Here is a 21183-nt window from a genome sequence, read left to right on the forward strand (position 1 = left end):
GAGATTGTGACAATGACTGCCGCCGAATCCCCCAACCCGCTTTTCCAGCTCGGCGGGTTTGTCCGCAAGGGCGACGTCACCCCCTCAGGGCAACAGATCATTCTGGAAGGTGGCCGCCAGGCGGACGTGTTTTACCGCAACCGCTGGTCTTTCGACAAGATGGTGCGCTCCACGCACGGCGTGAACTGCACCGGCTCCTGCTCTTGGAAGGTCTACGTCAAAGACGGCGTGATCACCTGGGAGTCCCAGGCGGTGGACTACCCCACCACGGGCCCGGACTTCCCTGAGTACGAGCCCCGCGGCTGCCCGCGCGGTGCGTCCTTTTCCTGGTACACCTACTCGCCCACCCGCATCCGCTACCCCTACATCCGCAGCGCGCTGCTGGAAATGTATCGCCAGGAAAAGAAGGTGCACGACGGTGACCCGGTGCTCGCCTGGCGCGCGATCCAGGAGGAACCCTTAAAGCGCCGCGCCTACATCAGTGCCCGCGGCAAGGGCGGCCTGGTCCGCGTCTCCTACGAGGAGGCCATCGAAATCGCGGCCGCCGCGCACGTCTACACCATCCGCCAGTGGGGTCCAGACCGTATCGCGGGCTTTACCGTGATTCCGGCGATGAGCCAAGTCTCCTACTCCGCCGGCACCCGTTTTTGGGACTCATCGGCGGCGCCATGCTCTCCTTCTACGACTGGTACGCCGACCTCCCACCGGCCTCCCCGCAGACCTTCGGTGACCAGACCGACGTGCCGGAGTCCGGTGACTGGTTCAACTCCAGCTACCTGATGATGTGGGGCTCGAACATCCCGGTCACCCGTACCCCGGACTCCCACTTCATGACGGAAGTGCGCTACAAGGGCACCAAGGTGGTCGTGGTCTCCCCCGACTTCAACGACGCCGCGAAGTTCGCCGACGAGTGGATGCGCATGTCGCCCGGTACCGACGGTGCCCTCGCCTTTGCCATGGGGCACGTCATCTTGCAGAAGTTCCACGTGGACCAAGCGCCGGAGTACTTCATGGAGTACATGCGCAAGTACACCGACGCCCCCTTCCTCGTGGAGCTCGATGCGCTTGACGACGGCACCTACGCCCCCGGCAAGTTCCTCACCGCGGACAAGCTTTCCGGCGAGGCCGACTACGCCGAGCTGGCAGGCAGCGACAACGCCAACTATCGCCTGCTCAACATGGAGGCTTCCGGCCGCGTGGTGGACCCGGGCGGCACGCTCGCGGACCACTACAAGACGGATCCGGGCAAGTGGAACCTGCACCACAAGGGCGTAGAGCCGATCATGTCAGTGGCAGACACCGGCGAGTACGGCACCGTCGAGCTTTCCCTGCCGCGCTTCGACATGGACGCCTCGCGCGAGGCCGTCGATTCCGACGGCCCCATCGGCGCGGGTGTCTCGGTGCGCGGCGTGCCAACCCGCAAGGTAGGCGACAGACTCGTCACCACCGTCTACGACATCATGCTCGCCCACTACGGTGTGAACCGCCCGGCGCTGTCCTTGCCGGGCTCCTGGCCGAAGGACTTCAACGACGCCACCGAGGTTGGCACGCCCGCCTGGGCCGAAGAGCTGTCGAATGTGCCGGTTGCGCAGATTGAGCGCATCGCCACCGAATTCGCACAGAACGCGCTGGATTCCAAGGGGCGCTCCCAGATCATCATGGGCGCAGGCGTGAACCACTACGTCAATGCCGACTCGATCTACCGCACCTTCCTGGCGCTGACCTCCATGTGTGGCACCCAGGGTGTGAACGGCGGCGGCTGGGCGCACTACGTCGGCCAGGAGAAGCTGCGCCCGCAGTCCGGCTGGACGCAGTACGCCTTTGCCAACGACTGGAACCGCCCGCCGCGGCAGATGATCACCACCGGCTTCTACTACCTGACCACCTCGCAGTGGCGCTACGACAACTCCAAGGCCTCCAGGTTGGCCTCCCCGCTGGCGCGTAAGGACGCCGCCGGAGACAAGTTCCTGTCCGAGACGCTCGTGGAGGCGATGAAACGCGGCTGGATGCCCTCCTACCCGCAGTTCAACCGCAATCCGCTGCTTCTGGCCGAGCAAGCCAAGGAGGAGGGCATGGACGTGAAGGACTACATCGTCAGCCAGCTGGAAAGTGGCGAGATGGAGTTCGCCGCCGAAGACCCGGACGCCCCAGAGAACTGGCCACGCATACTTTTGAACTGGCGCACCAACCTCATGGGTTCTTCCGCGAAGGGCACGGAGTACTTCCTGCGCCACATGCTGGGCGTGGATTCGGATGTCTCGGCCGAGGAGCTGCCGGAGGGCGAGCGCCCGGCGTCGATTAGGTGGCGCGACGAGGCGCCGATCGGCAAACTTGACTTGATGATGACCACGGACTTCCGCAACACGTCGACGACTCTGGTCTCCGACATCGTCTTCCCGGCGGCAACGTGGTACGAGAAGAACGACCTGTCCACCACGGACATGCACCCGTTCATCCACACTTTCAACGCGGCGATCAACCCGCCGTGGGAGGCTCGCAGCGACTTTGAGATCTTCCGCGATCTCGCGGATGCGGTCTCGCGCCTGGCCGGTAAGTGGCTCGGCACGCAGACGGACGTGGTTGCGGCGCCGCTGAACCACGACTCCCCGGACGAGATCAACCCCCTGATGGCCAACGGCACCGTGCCGAAGGTCGAAGAGGTCGGACTGGTGCCCGGCCAGACCATGCCGAAGCTGATCCCGGTGGAGCGCGACTACACCAAGGTCTTTGAAAAATGGATGTCCTTCGGTCCGCTTTCGGAAAAAGCTGGCACCAATGTGCACGGCACGCCTTTCGACGTGGCGAAGCAGGTCGAAGAGCTCTTCGGCATTAACGGCACGACGCACACAACCTCGGCGGGCGACCGGCCGTCGCTTGACACTGCGGTCAAGGCTGCCGAGTCCATCCTCCACTTGTCAGGTGTGACCAACGGCGAGGTGGCGCGCAACGGTTTTGAAAACCTGGGCGAGATGATGGGTATAGACACCCGCGAGTTCTGGGAAGGCACCGAGGACTTCCGCATGACCTGGGACAAGATCAAGGAGCGCCCGCAGGAGGTGATCACCTCGCCGGAGTGGTCGGGCGACAAGCGCGATGGACAGCGCTACACCGCGTTCTCGCTGAACTTGGCAATGGGTAAGCCGTGGAACACCCTGTCCGGGCGCATGCACTACTTCATCGACCACGACTGGTTCATCGACTACGGCGAGCAGCTGCCGGTGTTCAAGCCGCCACTGGACCGCCTCCGGCTCAACGGCGAGACCGCGCCGGGCCAGACGGTCACGGGTGAGGACGGCAATCCGGAGATCACGGTGCGCTACCTCACGCCGCACAACAAGTGGTCCATCCACTCGCAGTACTTTGACAACCTGCACGTGCTGTCCATTTCGCGTGGCGGCCAGGTGGTCTGGATGTCGCAGGCGGACGCCGACAAGATCGGGGTGAAGGACAACGAGTGGGTCGAGCTGTACAACCGCAACGGCGTGGTTTCCGCCCGTGCGATTGTCACCCACCGCATCCCGGAGGGCACCGTAATCATGAACCACGCCCAGGAGCGCACCGTGGGCACGCCGCTGAATGAGAAATCGGGCCGTCGCGGCGGTACTCACAACTCGCTGACCCGCATCACCATCAAGCCACTGCACGTGGCAGGTGGCTACGGGCACCTGTCCTACTACTTCAACTACATCGGCCCAACCGGCAACAACCGCGATGAGGTCACCCGGATCCGTCGCCGCTCCCAGGAGGTGCAGTACTAATGCGAGTTATGGCGCAAATTGCGATGGTGATGAACCTGGACAAGTGCATCGGGTGCCACACGTGCTCGGTGACCTGTAAGCAGGCGTGGACCAATCGCGAAGGAACCGAGTACATCTGGTTCAACAACGTGGAGACCCGCCCCGGCGTGGGCTACCCGCAGCGTTGGGAGGACCAAGACAAGTGGAAGGGCGGCTGGACGCTCGACGGCAAGGGCAACCTCAAGCCCCGCCAGGGCGGCAGGCTTAAGCGCCTGGCCACGATCTTCCACAACCCGAACATGCCCAGCATTAAGGATTACTACGAGCCGTGGACCTACGAGTACGAAAAGCTCATGTCCGCGCCCGCCGGCCAGAAGACTCAGCCGACAGCGCAACCGGTCTCGCAGATTACGGGCAAGCCGATTGAGAAGATCTCCTGGTCCTCGAACTGGGACGACAACCTCGGCGGCTCCGGCGAGATCATGGACATGGACCCCACGCTCAAGGAGATGAACCTCGAGGTGAAAAAGGAGATCGAGGACTCCTTCATGTTCTACCTCCCGCGCATCTGCGAGCACTGCCTCAACCCGACGTGCGTGTCCTCCTGCCCTTCGGGGGCGATGTACAAGCGCACCGAGGACGGCATCGTGCTTGTAGACCAGGATGCTTGCCGCGGCTGGCGCATGTGCGTCTCGGGCTGCCCGTACAAGAAGGTCTACTTCAACCACAAGACGGGCAAGGCCGAGAAATGTACGCTTTGCTATCCGCGCATCGAGGTCGGCCAGCCGACGGTCTGCTCCGAGACCTGCGTGGGCCGCCTGCGCTACCTGGGCGTGCTGCTTTACGACGCTGACCGCGTCGCCGAGGCAGCCGCTACTCCCAACGAGCACGACCTGCTCGAGGCACAGAAGTCGCTCTTCCTCAACCCACGCGACCCGGAGGTCGTGCGCCAGGCCGAGGCCGCGGGCATCCCGCACTCCTGGATTGACGCGGCGCAGCACTCGCCGATCTACGACCTCATCTTCACCTACGGTGTCGCACTGCCGCTGCACCCGGAGTTCCGCACGCTGCCGATGGTCTGGTACATCCCCTCCCTGTCCCCGATCGTGGAGCAGGTGACCAAGACCGGCGCAGACGGCGAGGACCACAAAGTGTTGCTCTCTGCTATCTCCAATATGCGCATCCCGCTGGAGTACCAGGCAGGCCTGTTTACCGCCGGTGACACCGTGCCGGTCGAGCTTTCCCTGCGCAGGCTCGCGGCGATGCGCTCCTACATGCGCGACATCAACTTGGGCCAGACAACGAACGAAGAGATCGCTCAGGCGGTTGGCATGACCGGCGAGGATCTGGTGAAGATGTACGAGCTTCTGGCCATTGCCAAGTATGACGACCGCTACGTCATCCCTTCCGCGTCGCCGGAGACACCGCGTGGGGTAAGCGAACTCGACCCCTACGGCGGGACCGACCCGCGCGCCTCGGACTTCATGGCTAACCTCGGCATGGGTGCCCCGAGCGCCTGCCACGAAGAAGCGGAGCACTCCGCCGGTGGCAAGGTATCGCTACTGACCTGGACTGGCGATCGCCCGGACGCGATGTTCCCCTCCCAGACGCTGCGAACCACGGAGCCGAAGACACAACGCAGCCCGCGTGAGCACTTCAGCCCACGCTCGGCAACGCCCGATGTGCCGACTCCTGGCACAGACCCCACCAACTCGAGCGAGTCCGCCACCGCGCGGCGAGACGGTGAACAGTAATGGTTCGCCACCGACCTCGCCCCCATACGGGCCCGCTGCCCGAGACCTTGGTCCAGCCAGTGGCAGCGTCAGATGAGCAGCGTCGTCTCACAGCTATGGCGTGCTCGTTGCTGCTGCGATACCCGGGCCCGGACTTTGTGGAGCTCCTGCACGCTGTTGAGAAGCAACTGTCCGAGCTGCCGCTCGCGATTGCCGGTGAGCTTGCCGCTTTTACCGACGCCGCGCGCAGCTTGGGCCGCTTGCATGCCGAAGAGCACTACGTTGAGACCTTCGACCAGCGTCGACGCTGCTCGCTGCACTTGAGTTACTACGCCGTAGGCGATACCCGTCAGCGCGGCGCCGCCATCTTGGCCTTCCGTCAGCAGCTCGCTGCACTCGGCGTTGAAGAGCTCTCCGATGAGCTACCTGACCACCTGTGCGTCGTGCTCGAAGCTCTCGCGCTTGCGGACACCTCCGTGACCGACAACGCCGTCGCCATGGTGGCCAGCCACCGCGATGGCATCGAGGTGCTTCGCCGCGCGCTGACAGACTTGAGCTCGCCGTATGCGCACGTGATTACCGCACTGTGCATGTCGCTGCCCGAGATGGCACCAGAGACCGCGCAGAGCTACATCAACCTCATCCGGCAGGGCCCGCCTGCCGAGCTTGTCGGGATCGAGACCCAACCCCTTCCCTTTCCCACCGCTGTCCCCGAACACAGTCCCCGAACACAGTTAGGACTTAAAGAACCATGACTGGCATTGAAGCATTCCTGTGGGTGGCCTTCCCCTGGCTGGCCATCGCCGCGTTTGTCATTGGCATCATCTGGCGCTGGCGCTACGACCAGATGGGCTGGACGACGCACTCCTCGCAAATCTACGAGTCGAAACTCCTGCGCCTCTCCTCCCCGCTGTTTCACTGGGGCATGGTCTTCGTGGTCATCGGCCACCTCATGGGCTTGGCTATCCCGAAGACCTGGACCCGCGCAATCGGGATCAGCGACCACGCTTATCACCTGATCGCCACCATCCCGGGCACCATCGCAGGCGTTGCCGTCGTGCTGGGCATCTTCGGCTTGCTGTACCGGCGAGTGGTCAACCGCTCGGTATTTTTGTCCACCGCCACCTCAGACAAGGTGATGTACATCCTGCTCGTCGTGGCGCTGCTCTCGGGCTTCATCGCGACCGTGTCCACGCAGGTCTTTGGTGAGCCAGGCGGATATGACTACCGCGAGACCATCTCGCCGTGGATCCGCCAACTGCTCATCTTTAACGCCCAGCCCGAGCTGATGGTGCAGGCGCCGTGGCAGTTCAAGGTCCACGTGCTGGCTGGCTTTACGCTCATCGCTGTGTGGCCTTTTACCCGTTTGGTACACGCGTTTTCCGCCCCGGTGGGCTACTCCACCCGCCCGTACGTGGTCTACCGCTCTCGCGGGCCAGAGGTGCAAAGCCGCCGTACCGAGGATCAGTGGAGCCCGATCCGCTCCAACGAGGCGCAACTGAAGCGCGAGAAGTTGCTCTAAGCTAGAAGAAATCGATTCGCTTTTGTCGTTGTTTGTCGTTGTTTAAGGAGCCACCGTGCGTCTTTCCCGTGTGCTCGCCGTCCCAGCGGCTGCGATGCTCGCGCTATCCGCTGCCGCGTGTAGCAGCGAGTCCGCGGACAGCGCCACCGAGCTCACGGTGCTTGGAGCCGCGTCGACGCGCGTGCTCAACGACGACCTCGAGGGCTTAAGTGAGGATTCTCTGATTTTCGTCAACGCCGGCTCCTCTGCGCTCGTGCAGCAGCTTGCCGACGGCGCCCCGGGCGATGTGCTCATTTCCGCCGACCAGAAGCACATGGACGACGCCGTCGAGGCAGGCCTAGTGCGTGACCCGCAGGTCGTGGCAACCAACTCGATGGTGCTGGTCGTTCCGAAGGGCAACCCGGCCGGAATCAGCAATGTCCAAGACCTAGAGAGAGATGACGTCAAGCTGGTGCTCTGCGACACACAGGTTCCGTGCGGCGCGGTGTCCAACCAGCTCATCGACGCGAACTCACTGGACCTCGCCCCAGTCTCGCTTGAACACAACGTGGCCGACACGCTGGGCAAGGTCGTGTCTGGCGAGGCGGACGCCGCCTTTGTCTATCGCACCGACGCCGCAGCCGTGAAAGACGTGGTCGAGGTCATCGACATTCCGCACGCGGACGAATATCCGAACTCGCTCGTCGCCGGCGTCGTCATTACAACCGAGCACCCAGAGAAGGCTGCCGCGCTGGTCAAGCTGCTGGGCAGCGATAAGGCCGTATCCCTCTGGGAGAAGTACGGATTCACCCCCGCGGCATGACGTGCGCACGCGCTGCCTCGCCGATCACACCGCTGCCACAGCCGAGCAGCAAAGCGGTGTGGGCGCTCGCGCTTGTTACGCTCGCCCTGATCATCCTGCCGGTCATCTCACTCGGCATCCGGGTGCCCTTTGACCGGCTTGGCGAGATTTTTAGCAACGAAGACACCCGTGACCTACTGCGTATCACGCTCGCCTCAGCGGTGTGTGCAACGGCCGTGGCCATGGTGCTGGGGGTGCCGCTTGCGTTGTGGCTGCAGCACCTCAAGCGCGGCGCTCGACTTGCCCGCCTGCTCGTACTTTTACCGCTTGCACTGCCGCCGGTGGTGGCAGGTCTAGCGCTGTCCGCGTTCATTGGCCGCCGCGGTCTCGCCGCCCCGCTCTTAGACCTACTGGGCTGGCAGTTCGCTTTCGCCTTTCCCGGCGTGGTGGCCGCGCACGTGTTTATCGCGCTGCCCTTTGTGGTGATCACCCTGGATGCGGCGCTCCGCCAACTCGACTCGGAGATCACCTCCTCGGCCGCCGCCGTGGGTATTACGCCTGCGAGAACGGTGTGCCAGATCATTCTGCCCGCGGTTGCCCCCTCGCTGGTCTCGGCGGCCGGGCTCGCCTTCGCCCGCTCGCTCGGAGAATTCGGCACCACGCTCACTTTCGCTGGCTCCATGCCCGGCACCACCCGCACCATGCCGCTGGGCATCTACCTCGCCCGCGAGGTCGACCCCGAGGTTGCGTACGGCCTTTCCGCCATCCTCATCGGCCTAGCGGTGCTCATCCTCGCCGCCACCGCTCTGCCCGCGTGCTTTTCCAGGCGCGCTCCCGCACAAAAAGCCCGCGCCACCGACACAATCGACGTCGCACGCCTCCGGGAGCTCACCCGCCCAGCAGGCGGTGGCAGTAACGTCGAGGTCGACGGTGTGCGCTTCCCCGCCAACACGCTCACCGCCCTGATCGGGCCCAACGGTGCGGGCAAAACCACGCTGGTCGGCCGCATCGCCGGTAGGCTGCGCGGTGCTTCAGTAACCGTGGGTGACCGCCTCGTCGACTCCGCCGACACCCGCCCAGTCCCCGCCTATCAGCGCGGGGTCGTGCTGTTAACCCAGAACCCGGGCCTGCCGCCGACCGTGACTGCAGCCTCTGCTATCACCATGGTCACGCGTGACCCGCAGCGCACCGCCGAGCTCCTCGCTGCGGCCGGGCTTGCCGAGCTTGCCGACGTCCCCGTCCCCGCGCTCTCCGGCGGCCAAGCAGCGCAGGTCTCCCTCGTCCGCGCGCTGGCCGCCCGCCCCGCGGTGCTCATCTTGGATGAGCCGCTCGCGGCTATCGACGTCGACGCCGCCGCCCAATGGCGCCACGTCATACACGCCGCGCGCCACGACCGCACCACCGTGCTCATCACCCACAACGCCCTGGACGTGCTCGCACTCGCCGACTGCGTAGCTGTCATGGAACGCGGGCGCGTGCGCACCTTCCGCCGGGCGTCCGAGGAACTCGAAGCCCCCGCAACACGCTTCGCCGCGCGTTTAGTAGGCACCAACCTGCTCACCGGCACCGCAGGCGAAGGCGGCACCTTCGTGTGCGCCTTCGGCACTATCCGCGGCCTGAATCTTTCTCCTTATCCTGCGGGTACCTCGCTGCGCGCCACGTTCCCGCCCGGCGCGCTCACTCTCGAGGGCCGGGGTGCGCAATCTGGGCACGGCACCGTGTTCAAAGCGCGCGTGCAATCTGTCAGCATGTTGCCAAGTGGTGAGGCCAGTGTGACACTGCGGCAGCAGACGCACGATACCGAGGAAGCACAGGAGTATGCGCTGTTCACGCTCGTGGACCAGGAGACGGCCATCCGGGCGAGCGTCTCGCCAGGGACTGTGCTTTCCTGCGCGCTCGACGCAGCCCAGGTGCGGGTAGCTGTGTCCTAGCCGCCCGCGAACGGAGGAAGCACATCTACCCGTTGTGTGCCGGCGAGTGAGGATGCGGCTTCCGCGCGTTTGCCGTCGATAAGGAAAGTGCAGCGTGGCATAATGTCGGCCAGCGTTTGGCCTGCGTCGGTGGTGCCGGTGTGGCGCGACGTGGCGTCGGCAAGCAGCTGCTCCAGGGTGGCAAACTCGCCGACTTGCTCGACGGCGGTGCCAGCGGCGGCGCGGGCGGCGGCAAAGTAGTGGATCTGCATGCCCTCACCATACCGGCCGACGCGCGCCGTACCATGGCCCCATGAGCAGCAGAACCCCCGAAGCCCACTTCGACGCTGTCGCGGCCGCACTCGGTGCGCGTGGACACGCGACCTTCTCCCCGCTCGAGGCCGCCTCACACGGTGCAGTGATTGCCCAGGACGTGCTGGCGGTACGAGAGCAGCCTGCGTTTGATAATTCGCAGATGGACGGGTACGCGGTGGGCTCGACGGAAGCGCGCTCCGCGCGCGTTGGGGCGACTATCGCGGCGGGCGACGACCCCGCGGCTACCTACCCCGACGGCCTGGGCGAGCTCGCTGCACCCATTATGACCGGGGCGAAGCTGCCGGAGGGCACGCTCGCGGTGATCCCAGTCGAGCGCTGCCAGCCTGCCGAGTTTCTTGCACAGGGCGATGAGATCCAGCTCCCCGCGACTGAGGTCGGCATGTTCGTGCGACGTGCCGGCAGCGACATCGCTGCGGGTGACGTGCTCGCCCGCGCGGGTGCACGCGTCACGCCGGCGCTCGTTGGGGCGTTGGCCAGCCAGGGGATTGAGGAAGTCAACGTGGTGCGCGCGGGCCGCATTGTGATTGTGACTGGCGGTGCCGAGGTTGCCCACGCTCCACAGCAGGCGGGCGCGGCGACGATTCCGGATGCCAACGGCCCGATGCTGCGTGCGCTCGCCGCCCGGCATGGGATCGAGGTGGCCGCGCACGTGCGCACCAGCGACGAGCCGGACGTGCTGCGTGAGCAAGTACGGATCGCCATCGAACGCCAGCAGCCGGACGCAGTGGTGACTTCGGGTGGCATCAGCCACGGCAAGTTCGAGGTCGTACGCCTGGCGTTCCCGGAAGGTTGGTACGGGCACGTGAGCCAGCAGCCGGGTGGCCCGCAGGGCTTAAGCATGTACTGCGGCGTACCGGTGATTGGCCTGCCGGGCAACCCGATTTCCACGCTGGTGAGCTTCCGGCTCTACGTTGCGCCCCTGCTCGGTCACGCGCCCGCGGTACTGCGCGCCCCGCTTGCCTGCCCCGTCACCGGCATCGAAGGGCGCGAGCAGTTTCTGCGCGGCCGCATTGTTAATGGCCAGGTGCGGCCGGTCGGCGGTGCCAGCTCCCACCTGCTGGCCCAGGGCACGGCGGCGCAGTGCCTGCTCCGCGTCCCGGCTGGCGTGCACTTAGCCGCGGGCGAGCTGGTTTCCGTGTACCCGCTGTAAGGTGGCATATCTATGAGAAAAGCTGAAGTTATTGTGGCATCAACGCGCGCGGCCCAAGGCGTCTACGCCGACGAGTCCGGGCCAATCGCTGTCGCCTTCTTACGCGAGCTTGGCTTTGAGACCCCGGAGGCCACTGTCGTTGCTGATAAAGACGTCGCGACCGCCGTGCGCACCGCGTTGCTGCGCAAGCCGTCTGTCATCCTCACTTCGGGTGGCACCGGCATTACCGAGGATGATCGCACCGTCGAGGTGGTGCACTCGCACCTCGAGCGCGAACTCCCCGGCATCGTGCACGCCTTCTACGAGCAGAGCCGCATACACGTTCCCACCGCGATCCTCTCGCGTGCAGTCGCCGGGATCAGCGGCGGCACCTTCCTCATGACGCTGCCGGGCTCTCGCGGCGGGGTCCGCGATGGCTGCGAGGTGCTGAAACCCGTTCTCCCCCACCTCCTTGACCAGTTGGAAGGGCATCATGAGCACTAAGCACAACGATCCTGCCTACGTGTACGAACAGACCGGCGTGGTCACCGGTGCCGTGATCACGGACTCCCCGCTCGAGTCGCTTGCGGCTCAGGCCTGCGCCGACACGCGTACCCACGCGATGGGCGCGCTTGTGCGCTTTGAGGGTATTGTCCGCGACCACGATGGTGGCCACTCCGTCGCCACCCTTGCTTACGAGGCACACCCTTCTGCTCCCGAGGAGCTCAAGCGCGTCGCTGCCGAGGTCGCGGACGCACACCCCGTCCGCGTGTATACCGCGCACCGAACAGGCGAGGTGCCCATCGGCGAACTCGCCTTTCTCGTCGTGGTGGCCAGCGCTCACCGTGGCGAGGCCTTTACCGCCTGCACCGAGGTTGCCGACCGGGTCAAGACCGAGGTGCCTATCTGGAAGAAGCAGGGGCTGACCAGCGGTGAGACGCAGTGGGTGGGCATCGATGAGTGAACGCTACCTGCGGCAGACCACGCTCATCGGCGATGAGACACAGGAAAAACTTCGCGCCTCGCATGTCGCCGTCATCGGCGCCGGCGGCCTCGGCTCGCCCGCGCTGCTCTATCTCGCCGCCGCAGGCATAGGCCACATCACGCTTTTCGACGACGACGTCGTCGACCTGTCAAACCTCCACCGCCAAGTCATCCACACCACCGCCCGCGTGGGCGAGCCCAAGGTGCATTCCGCAATTGCGCAGCTTTATGCGCTCAACCCAGATACGCAGATCACGCCGGTGACACAACGTCTGACTTGGGACACTGCGCTGGACCAGCTCGCAGGCGCGGATGTGGTGCTCGACGGCAGCGACAACTTTGCCACCCGCCACGTGGTCTCGCACGCATGCGCACGCCTGGGGATTGCGCACGTGTGGGGTTCCATCTTGGGCTTCGAGGCGCAGTTGAGCGTGTTCTGGGCCGGGCGCGGGCCGGTGTATGAGGACCTCTTCCCCGCCCCGCCGCCACCCGGCTCGGTCCCCTCGTGTGCGCAGGCTGGCGTGCTTGGCCCGTTGGTGGGTGTGGTTGGTTCCGCAATGGCCGCCGAGGCGCTCAAGATTGTGACCGGGCTTGGCGACCCGCTGGTTGGCCAGCTTGGCTATTTCGACATGTTGACAGGCACCTGGGAGTACATTGCGCTTGTCTCCAATCCCAATGTCGCTGAGCAAGTGCGCACCGGCACCCCTCCCACCGGTCCTGCTGAGGTGGAAATTATCGCGGAAGGTGCCACGATTATTGATGTCCGCGAGCCCGAAGAATTCACCGCCTTCCACCTACCTGGCGCGATCAACGTGCCGCTCGGGCGGATTTTGGACGGCGAAAACCCCAACAAGCTGGAAAACGGCGGGGTGATTGTCTGCGCAAGTGGCGTGCGTTCGGCACAGGCCGTCGCCGCACTACAAGCGCGCGGGCTGACTGGCTTAGCCAGCCTGCGCGGTGGGCTTGAACGCATAACCTCAGGGTAGTGCCGCGCATTAGGGTGGTGGCATGCTGGGTCAGCTCTTAGAGTTTTTCGCGTTGAGGATTTTACCCTTCGTCGTCGTGCCTTTCTTGGCGGTTATCTGGGTCTACCTTCTGATAGACCTGCGCGAGGGCAGAGCGTGGATCATGCGCCACCCTGATGCGGTGGACGCGGTGTTAGACACCGTCCGGATTACCACGCGTTATCGCCCCTACCGGGCCAACAAAATCCCGACCGATCCGCACAAAAACGAGGTCTACCTCAACGTCAACACCGCGATGGGCCTACGGCGTTACAAAACGCCGGAACTAGACGTCAACATCCTGCCGAAGAAAATACGCAAACAGATCTACCGCTACAGCAGCCTAAGAAAGCGCTATCTTTTGCGCATCAGCGACGATGTGGAGCGTCAACGAGTCAAGGAAATCGTTGACCAAGACGGCTACGAATTTCGTCTCCCCACACCGCTGCAAGCGAAGGTTATCGTGCCAACTGAACCGAACCAGCGGCTGCGGTGGCGCGTTATCTAAACACCCGTCCTTGCGCGCCCCGCTGGTGCTACTGCAGCGCTACAAAAGCTCGGCTTCGACAGGTCCCGCGATGTCGAGGTGGAGGACGCGGAGGTTGGCCGCGCGAGCGTCGTCAAGCAGGGCGGGATCAACATCTGAAGTGGTCAGCACCATCGCGGTCGGACCCGCACCGGATAAAAACGCAGCATAGCCGCGGTTGCGTAGGCGGTTGACCCACTCCGCGGTCACCGGCAGCACATCTGCGCGGTACGGCTGGTGCAAACGGTCGCGGGTACCTTCCCACAAAAGCTCCGGGTGGAACTGCAGCGCCGCCGTCATCACGGCTGTCCGCGAGACGTTGAATCGCGCATCCGTATGCGTGACGTGGCTTGGCAGCACGGCACGCACAGCGTTAGTAGAGGCGTGGAAGTCCGGCACCAGCGCCACCGCCTTGATCGACGGATCCACCGGAATACCCACGGCACGGTAGCTGGGCTTGGAGCGACCATCAACTGGAATGTCGGTCCAGGACACCACTGCCCCGCCGAGCACGGACGCACCCGCGTTATCCGGGTGCCCCTCAAACTCAGAAGAAAGCTGCACCAACGCATCATCATCCAGTGGCGAGCCAGCCAACGTGTTCGCAGCAACCACACCCGCAACTGCAGCGGCAGCCGAAGAGCCAAGGCCACGCGACTGCGGAATGTTGTTGTGGCAAATCACCTTCAGGCCGGGCGCGTGTGCGTCGCACGCCGAAAGACCCAAACGAATCGCCTTGACCACCAGATGCGAGCTATCGCGCGGCAGATCTTCCGCGCCCTCACCGATGATCTCAATTTCCAGGCCCGTCGGGATGACCTCAACCTCAACAGTGTCGTAAATACCCACCGCGATGCCAAGCGTGTCAAAACCGGGACCGAGGTTTGCCGAAGATCCCGGAACCGTCACCCGCGCGCGGGTACCAACTTGCAGGTCAATAGCCATAACTTTCCAGTCTTTTCCTTTAGTCATGCAAACGCAGCACGGAGTTCACCGCACGTACGTCCTCGTGCTTTGCCAGGCGGTTAACAATCTCACGCAGATCCTTCTCGCGCGCCTTGTGCGTGACCACAATCAGGTGAGCCTCATCGCCGGATTCCTCCTGGCGCACCGCAGCAAGCGACACATCCGAATCCGCAAACTGGTGCGCCAGATCCGCCAACACGCCCACACGGTCATTGACCGTCATGTTCACGTGGTAGCGAGTCTCCACCTCTTCAAAGTCCACAACGTCATAGTTGGCATATGGATTTTCTGCCGGGGCTCGCCCACCGTGGATCTTGTTACGTGCGGCACCGACCAGATCCCCCAGCACCGCGGAAGCCGTCGGCGCTCCGCCTGCACCGTTGCCGTAGAACATCAGGCGGCCAGCCGCCTCAGCCTCAACAAAAATCGCATTGTAGCTCTGGTCCACGCTTGCCAGCGGATGGTCATTCGGCACCAAGGTCGGGTGTACGCGCGCGTTCACCGCACGGGTAGAGCCGTCCTCATGAAACAGACGCTCACAGATAGCCAGCAGCTTGATCGTCTGGTTGGCCTTCTTCGCCGCCGCGATGTCCTCTGCGGTAATAGAGCTAATGCCCTCGCAGTACACATCATCAAAGGTCACGCGTGTGTGGAAGCCCATGGACGCCAAGATCGCGGCCTTGGACGCCGCGTCGTGGCCCTCCACGTCAGCCGTCGGGTCGGCCTCGGCGTAGCCCAAACGCGTGGCCTCTGCCAGCGCGTCCTCGTAGCTTGCTCCGGTGGTGGCCATCGCGTCCAGGATGAAGTTGGTCGTACCGTTGACAATGCCTGCGATGCGTTGTACCTGGTCACCAGCCAGGGAACGGCGCAGCATACCCACCACCGGGATCGCCGCGGCCACTGCGGCCTCGTAGTACAGGTCCACGCCGGCTTCATTCGCCGCGTCCGCCAGCTCAGAACCGTGTGCAGCAACCAGCGCCTTGTTCGCCGTCACCACGGACTTACCCGCACGCAGCGCTTTAAGCACCAGTTCACGCGGGTAATCGATGCCGCCGATGACCTCAACAACAACATCGACGTCGTCGCGTTCGACCAGCGAATGCGCGTCGTCCGTAAGCAACAGCCCCTGCACCTCGGGAGCATCCTTATGCTTCTCGACGTTCGAAACCGCCACCCCACGAACCTCAATCGGCCCGCCGATACGCTGCTCCAAATTATTCGAGAATTCTCCGATGAGGCGCAGCACCTCAGTACCAACGGTGCCCTTACCTAAGATGGCTACGCCGACCGGCGCGCCGGCGCCCTTGCCAGGGTAATTACCGTTGCTTTCAGCGGATGTCATGTGGATCGCTCCTTTAAGGCTCGGTTGAGTCAGCAATAACGACACAGTGTACCGCTTTGTCTAGTAGTGCGTGTATTCAGATTCACTCAGTCGCTGAAGTCCCGTTAGTATTCGCGGGCGAGCAAGTCCTCCACCGTTTCGCGGCGCAGCATCGGCGTGACCTTGCCATCACGAACCGAAACAACCGCCGGACGGCCAAAGGCGTTGTAGTTCGACGCCATGGAATAGCAATACGCCCCAGTTGCCGCGAGTGCAATGAGGTCGCCGCGGACAATATCGTCTGGCCAGTTGGCGTCATTGATCAAAATGTCGCCGGACTCACAGTGGCTGCCCACCAAACGTGTTGCAGTTGGGGTGCCGGTGGCGAGACGGTTGACCAGGCGGGCGTCGTAAAGCGAGGCGTACAGTGCCGGGCGAATGTTGTCACTCATGCCGCCGTCTACTGAGATGTAGCGACGCGTCGAGGTGTAGCTGGTACTTACGTCTTTGACCACGCCGGCGGAGTACACCGTGACCGTGGAAGGACCAGCGATTGCGCGGCCCGGCTCGACCACCACCGTCGGCGGCACAATGCCTAAGTCCTCTGCCACGTTGTCCACCTCACGCAGCAGATCACGGGCCACCGCTGCCACATCCAGCGGCGCCTCATCGGCCGTATAGGCGATGCCGTAGCCGCCGCCGAGATCCAGGTAGCTCAACGCCACGTTGCGCTCGCGGAAAATCTGGGCGTAGAGTCCCAGCACGCGCTGCGCCGCCAGCTTGAAGCCCTCGGCATCAAAGACCTGCGAGCCCACGTGCGCGTGCAAGCCAGTCAGGTCCAGGTGCGGGGAATCAATCGCATCACAAGCAGCCTTGTAGGCAGAGCCCGATGCCAGCGACAGGCCGAACTTCTGGTCCTCATGGCTGGTGGCGATGAACTCGTGCGTGTGCGCGTCCACGCCCGGCTTGACGCGCACGAACACGTCCTGGCGCACACCTGCCGCCGCAGCAACGTTTTCAAGCAGCGAAAGCTCCTCGTGGGAATCAATCACCACATGGCCCACACCTGTATCCACGCACAGCTGCAAAAATTCAACAGACTTGTTGTTGCCGTGCACCGTGATACGCTCCGTCGGGAAGTTCGCCGCAAGCGCGATGCGCAACTCGTTTTCACTAGCCACGTCCAGCGACAGGCTCTCTTCATCCACCCAACGTGCAATCGCGCGGGTGAGAAATGCCTTGGATGCGTAATGGACGTTCTCGGCTGCCTTGAACGCAGTCGCCATATCGCGGCAGCGGGAACGGAAGTCATCTTCATCCACCACCATCACAGGTGTGCCGTACTCAGCGGCGATCTCCGTCAGCGACACACCAGCGATGGAGACCACGCCGTTGTCGTCCCGGCGCGCGTTACGCGGCCAGACGTGTTCGGGCAGCCCGTTAAACGCCGTCACGTCCTGCAGCGGACTACGCTTGCGCTCTGCTGCACGCTGTGCGGCAGGGACATCTTCTCTTGGGTGGGTCATCTACGTCCGCTCCTACATCCGCTCCGGTGCGCTGACCCCCAGCATGGCAAGTGCGTTGGACAGCACCTGACGGGTGGCCTGGGCCAGTGCAAGGCGTGCGGCGTGGATCGGTGCGGCCTCCTCGCCTGCCTTGGGCAAGATCTGGCAAGAGTCATAGAACTTGTGGAAGGCGCTAGCCAGCTCTTCGGCGTAGCGGGCGACGCGGTGCGGCTCACGAAGCTCGGCGGCGGCCTTGACCACAGCCGGAAACTCGCCCAGCGTGCGGATCAGGTCGCCTTCCTTTTCGTGCTCAAGCAGACCCAGGTCCAGTTCCCCATCGGTGCTTACGCCAGCCTCTTGGGCACGGCGATCAATGGAACACAGACGCGCGTGGCCGTACTGGACGTAATAGACCGGGTTATCGGAAGACGCCTTGGTCCACAGGTCCAGGTCAATATCCAGGGAGGAGTCCACAGAGGAGCGAACCAGAGCGTAGCGGGCGCCGTCTACCCCAATTGCGTCAACCAGGTCATCCAGGGTGATAACGGTACCGGCACGCTTGGACATCTTGACTGCCTGGCCGTCGCGCACCAGGTTCACCAGCTGCCCAATCAGCACCTCTACTGCTTCTGGGTCATAGCCAAGCGCCTGGGCTGCCGCGCGCAGACGAGCGATGTAGCCGTGGTGGTCTGCACCCAGCATGTAGATGGCCAGGTTGTGGCCGCGGTCGAACTTGTCTGCCACATAGGCAATATCGCCAGCAATGTAGGCGGCGTTGCCATCAGACTTGATCACTACACGGTCCTTGTCATCCCCAAAGTCTGTGGAGCGCAGCCACCACGCGCCCTCAGATTCGTAGAGATTGCCATTGTCCTTCAGCTTCTGAATTGCGCGATCCACCGCGCCGGATTCAAACAGAGAGTTCTCATGGAAGTACACGTCAAAGTCCACACCGAACTCGTGCAAAGACTTCTTGATCTGCGCAAACATCATCTCTACGCCCTCGGCGCGGAAGAGTTCCTGCACCTGCGCATCGGTACCGTTCAAGGCATCCGGTTGCTTTGCCAAAATCGCGGCTGCGATCTCCTGGATGTAGGCCCCGCCGTAGCCGTCTTCCGGCGTCGGCTCATTCTTGGCTGCGGCAACCAGTGAGCGAGCAAAGCGATCAATCTGCCCACCGTGGTCATTGAAGTAGTACTCGCGCGTTACCTCTGCGCCGGCGGCTTCCAAAACACGGCCAAGCGAGTCGCCCACGGCAGCCCAACGGGTGCCCCCGAGGTGAATTGGGCCCGTTGGGTTTGCAGACACAAACTCCAGGTTGATTTTCTTGCCTGCATACAGATCCGAGTTACCAAAGGTCTTACCGGCCTCCAGGATATGAGCAACGAGCTGCCCCTGCGCGTCAGAGGCCAAACGCAGGTTGATAAAGCCCGGGCCGGCGATCTCGGCGGAGGAAATTGCGGGGTGGTTGCCCAATGCGTCCACAAGCAACTGGCCCAGCTCACGCGGATTTAAGCCAACCTTCTTGGCCACCTGCAGCGCCACGTTCGTGGCGTAATCACCGTGTTCTGGGTTTCGGGGACGCTCAACCGTCACCGCCTCAGGCACGGCGGATGTATCCAAACCGCGCTGCCCAAGCACGTCGATAGTGAACTGGCGAATGGTAGCTGCAAGATCTGCTGGAGTCATGAAAAAGCAGTCTACGGCACGCGGGTACAAGGGCGTGTTACTAGGGAATTCCCTTAAATAATACAAAGGGTGACATAATTCGCTTTATCTTTGTTTTCCACCCCATATCACCCACCGAGGAGCGCGTACATGAACCAGTTTCAGATTGTCACTGACGCTGTCGGCGGCAGCGTCGGATTGTCGGCGTTGGTGTCTACTCTTCCACTGCTGACCTTCTTCATCATGCTGCTGGGCGTCAAGGCCCGTGCACACACGTCCGGCGCCGTAGCCCTGCTCGTTGCAGGCCTGGTTGCCATCTTCGGCTTTAACATGCCAACCGCTTTGGCTATCTCTTCCGCCTTCCGCGGCGGCTTGTTTGGCCTCTTCCCCATCGTCTTCGTGATTCTGACTGCGATCTGGTTCTACCAAATCACTGTTGCGTCCGGACGTTTTGAGGACCTGCGCTCTGTCTTTGACAAGATGGGCAACGGTGACGTGCGCATTCAGGCCATGCTCATCGCCTTCTGCTTCGGTGGTCTGCTTGAAGCGCTCGCTGGCTTCGGCGCTCCGGTTGCAATTACCGCGACCATGATCTTGGCCCTTGGAATCCCGCCACTGAAGTCCGCCACCATTGTGTTGATTGCAAACACCGCACCGGTGGCGTTCGGCGCCGTGGCCATCCCTATTACCACCGCTGGTAACGTCGGCGGCCGTACCCTTGAGCAGACCGAGAACATCGCTGCAATTGTGGGCCACCAGACCCCCTTCCTGGCATTCTTCGTTCCGTTCATCATCGCCCTGCTTATCGACGGCTGGCGTGGCGTCCGCGAAACCCTCCCTGCCGCATTTGTTATCGGTCTTTCCTTCGGTATCGCCCAGTGGTGGACCTCCAACCACTTTGCGTACCAGCTCACGGACGTGGTTGCGTGCATCATTGCATTGGGCGCTGCCTTCATCCTTCTGCGGTTCTGGCAGCCGAAGGGCGTTGACGCACTGCGTGAGCGTCTAGATCTTCCGGAGATCACCGCTGCTGACGATAAGGAACTGACCTCCAACCGCGTTTTCATGGCACTTTTGCCGTATGCCGTAGTTGTGGTTGTTTTCGGCCTTGCCAATCTGGGCACTGCTATTCCGACCTGGCTGAAGCAATTCACCATCTCTTTCCCGTGGCCGGGCCTAGACGGCAAGCTGCTCGACGCAGCTGGCGGAGAAGTCAACAGCGATTACTCCTTTGCCTACATCAATAACCCAGGCAGCCTGATGGTGATCTCCGCGATCATCGTGGCCATCATCTACATGGCGTTCAATGAAAATGGCCGCTACTCGCTTACGTGGGGCCAGGTGGGCAAGGAGTTCGTGGACACTGCCTGGAAGATGCGCTGGTCTGCACTGACCATCGTGCTGGTGCTGGCACTGGCATACGTGATGAACTACTCCGGCCAGACCGTGACCATTGGTGAGTTCTTTGCCAACCTCGGCCCGGCGTTCGCGTTCTTCGCTCCGATCCTCGGCTGGGTGGGAGTGGCCGTGACCGGCTCCGACACCTCCGCAAACGCACTGTTTGCCAACCTGCAGGTCACCGCTGCAAACCACCTCGGTTTGAACCCGGACCTGATGCTGGCTGCAAACACCACCGGCGGTGTTGTGGGCAAGATGATCTCCCCGCAGTCCCTGGCTATTGCCGCAACCGCGGTGAGCATGGAAGGCAAGGAGTCCGAAATCTTCAAGAAGGTTGTCGGCTGGTCCTTCCTGTTTCTGCTCGCGATTTGTACGATCGTCTTCCTGCAGACGAACGTGCTTTCCTTCCTGGCGCCCGTGGTCAACTAACAGTTGTCAACTAACAGTTGTCAACTAACGGTGGTCAACTAACGGTTGCCCCCAGGTGAGTGGCCCCATTCACCCCTTGGTGGATGGGGCTTTCGCTTATCTTCTGTATATCTTCTGCCACGGCTGTAGAAGTGTGCCCAGACGCGCTAAGATAGTATCTGTGCGACTGCGCTTACTTTGCTGCGCGCTTTGTGCGCATTTGTTCGCAAAGTTTTCAAGCGTTTTGAACACCTA

The 21183-nt window shown here is 63.0% G+C and carries 16 protein-coding genes and 1 pseudogene; 12 read left to right on the plus strand and 5 right to left on the minus strand.

What is annotated here, in order from left to right; translation table 11 throughout:
- Window positions 1-12: 12 nt before the first annotated feature.
- The 6 genes and pseudogenes from HMPREF3101_RS07155 to HMPREF3101_RS07180 all read left to right on the plus strand — a co-directional run bounded on the left by HMPREF3101_RS07155 (window position 13) and on the right by HMPREF3101_RS07180 (window position 9704).
- Window positions 13-3758 (plus strand): annotated as a pseudogene (locus HMPREF3101_RS07155) (nitrate reductase subunit alpha).
- Window positions 3758-5491 (plus strand): nitrate reductase subunit beta, encoded by a 1734-nt coding sequence (gene narH, locus HMPREF3101_RS07160; protein ID WP_083280137.1) that lies wholly within the window; start codon window positions 3758-3760, stop codon window positions 5489-5491. The pseudogene HMPREF3101_RS07155 and the gene narH overlap by 1 nt, the downstream one beginning before the upstream one ends.
- Entirely contained in the window at window positions 5491-6225 is a 735-nt protein-coding gene (narJ, locus tag HMPREF3101_RS07165; RefSeq protein WP_070463934.1) for a nitrate reductase molybdenum cofactor assembly chaperone, read from the plus strand. Before narH ends, narJ begins: the two co-directional genes overlap by 1 nt.
- Window positions 6222-6992, plus strand: coding sequence for a respiratory nitrate reductase subunit gamma (narI, locus tag HMPREF3101_RS07170; protein ID WP_070463936.1), 771 nt, complete (start codon window positions 6222-6224; stop codon window positions 6990-6992). The genes narJ and narI overlap by 4 nt, the downstream gene beginning before the upstream one ends.
- A 94-nt stretch (window positions 6993-7086) precedes the next feature.
- On the plus strand, window positions 7087-7794 hold the full coding sequence (gene modA / locus HMPREF3101_RS07175; protein WP_070463971.1) for a molybdate ABC transporter substrate-binding protein: 708 nt from the start codon (window positions 7087-7089) through the stop codon (window positions 7792-7794).
- On the plus strand, window positions 7791-9704 hold the full coding sequence (locus HMPREF3101_RS07180) for an ATP-binding cassette domain-containing protein (protein ID WP_083280138.1): 1914 nt from the start codon (window positions 7791-7793) through the stop codon (window positions 9702-9704). The genes modA and HMPREF3101_RS07180 overlap by 4 nt, the downstream gene beginning before the upstream one ends.
- Here the strand turns inward: HMPREF3101_RS07180 and HMPREF3101_RS07185 are convergent.
- Window positions 9701-9955, minus strand: coding sequence for a MoaD/ThiS family protein (locus HMPREF3101_RS07185; protein ID WP_070463938.1), 255 nt, complete (start codon window positions 9953-9955; stop codon window positions 9701-9703). The two genes, HMPREF3101_RS07180 and HMPREF3101_RS07185, sit on opposite strands and share 4 nt — an antisense overlap.
- 41 nt (window positions 9956-9996) lie before the next feature.
- Here HMPREF3101_RS07185 and HMPREF3101_RS07190 point away from each other — a divergent pair, with 41 nt between their 5' ends.
- The 5 genes from HMPREF3101_RS07190 to HMPREF3101_RS07210 are packed head-to-tail and all read left to right on the plus strand — an operon-like array spanning window position 9997 to window position 13644.
- On the plus strand, window positions 9997-11169 hold the full coding sequence (locus HMPREF3101_RS07190; protein ID WP_070463939.1) for a molybdopterin molybdotransferase MoeA: 1173 nt from the start codon (window positions 9997-9999) through the stop codon (window positions 11167-11169).
- Between the two features lie 12 nt (window positions 11170-11181).
- Complete coding sequence (locus HMPREF3101_RS07195) at window positions 11182-11652, plus strand: MogA/MoaB family molybdenum cofactor biosynthesis protein (RefSeq protein ID WP_070463941.1); 471 nt, start codon at window positions 11182-11184, stop codon at window positions 11650-11652.
- Window positions 11642-12112 (plus strand): molybdenum cofactor biosynthesis protein MoaE, encoded by a 471-nt coding sequence (locus tag HMPREF3101_RS07200; protein ID WP_070463943.1) that lies wholly within the window; start codon window positions 11642-11644, stop codon window positions 12110-12112. The genes HMPREF3101_RS07195 and HMPREF3101_RS07200 overlap by 11 nt, the downstream gene beginning before the upstream one ends.
- Window positions 12105-13118: a ThiF family adenylyltransferase gene (locus tag HMPREF3101_RS07205; protein ID WP_070463945.1), complete on the plus strand. Its 1014-nt coding sequence runs from the start codon at window positions 12105-12107 to the stop codon at window positions 13116-13118. Before HMPREF3101_RS07200 ends, HMPREF3101_RS07205 begins: the two co-directional genes overlap by 8 nt.
- A 22-nt stretch (window positions 13119-13140) precedes the next feature.
- Window positions 13141-13644, plus strand: a complete 504-nt coding sequence (locus tag HMPREF3101_RS07210; RefSeq protein ID WP_070463947.1) for a hypothetical protein — start codon at window positions 13141-13143, stop codon at window positions 13642-13644.
- A 39-nt stretch (window positions 13645-13683) separates the two neighbouring features.
- On the opposite strand, the gene thrB is transcribed toward HMPREF3101_RS07210, so the two are convergent.
- The 4 genes from thrB to argS form a co-directional block, all read right to left on the minus strand.
- Window positions 13684-14607, minus strand: coding sequence for a homoserine kinase (thrB, locus tag HMPREF3101_RS07215; protein ID WP_070463948.1), 924 nt, complete (start codon window positions 14605-14607; stop codon window positions 13684-13686).
- A 19-nt stretch (window positions 14608-14626) separates the two neighbouring features.
- Window positions 14627-15970, minus strand: coding sequence for a homoserine dehydrogenase (locus tag HMPREF3101_RS07220; RefSeq protein WP_070463950.1), 1344 nt, complete (start codon window positions 15968-15970; stop codon window positions 14627-14629).
- Window positions 15971-16074: 104 nt separating this feature from the next.
- Window positions 16075-17475, minus strand: a complete 1401-nt coding sequence (gene lysA / locus HMPREF3101_RS07225) for a diaminopimelate decarboxylase (RefSeq protein ID WP_083280139.1) — start codon at window positions 17473-17475, stop codon at window positions 16075-16077.
- Window positions 17476-17487: 12 nt separating this feature from the next.
- Window positions 17488-19143: an arginine--tRNA ligase gene (gene argS, locus HMPREF3101_RS07230; protein ID WP_070463976.1), complete on the minus strand. Its 1656-nt coding sequence runs from the start codon at window positions 19141-19143 to the stop codon at window positions 17488-17490.
- A 129-nt stretch (window positions 19144-19272) separates the two neighbouring features.
- On the opposite strand from argS, the gene HMPREF3101_RS07235 reads away from it, so the two are divergent.
- Window positions 19273-20949 carry an L-lactate permease gene (locus HMPREF3101_RS07235; RefSeq protein ID WP_070463952.1) on the plus strand — a complete coding sequence of 559 codons (1677 nt, stop codon included), beginning with the start codon at window positions 19273-19275 and terminating at the stop codon, window positions 20947-20949.
- The last annotated feature ends 234 nt before the right edge of the window (window positions 20950-21183 follow it).

The organism is Corynebacterium sp. HMSC29G08 (assembly GCF_001806875.1).
Classification (GTDB): Bacteria; Actinomycetota; Actinomycetes; order Mycobacteriales; family Mycobacteriaceae; genus Corynebacterium.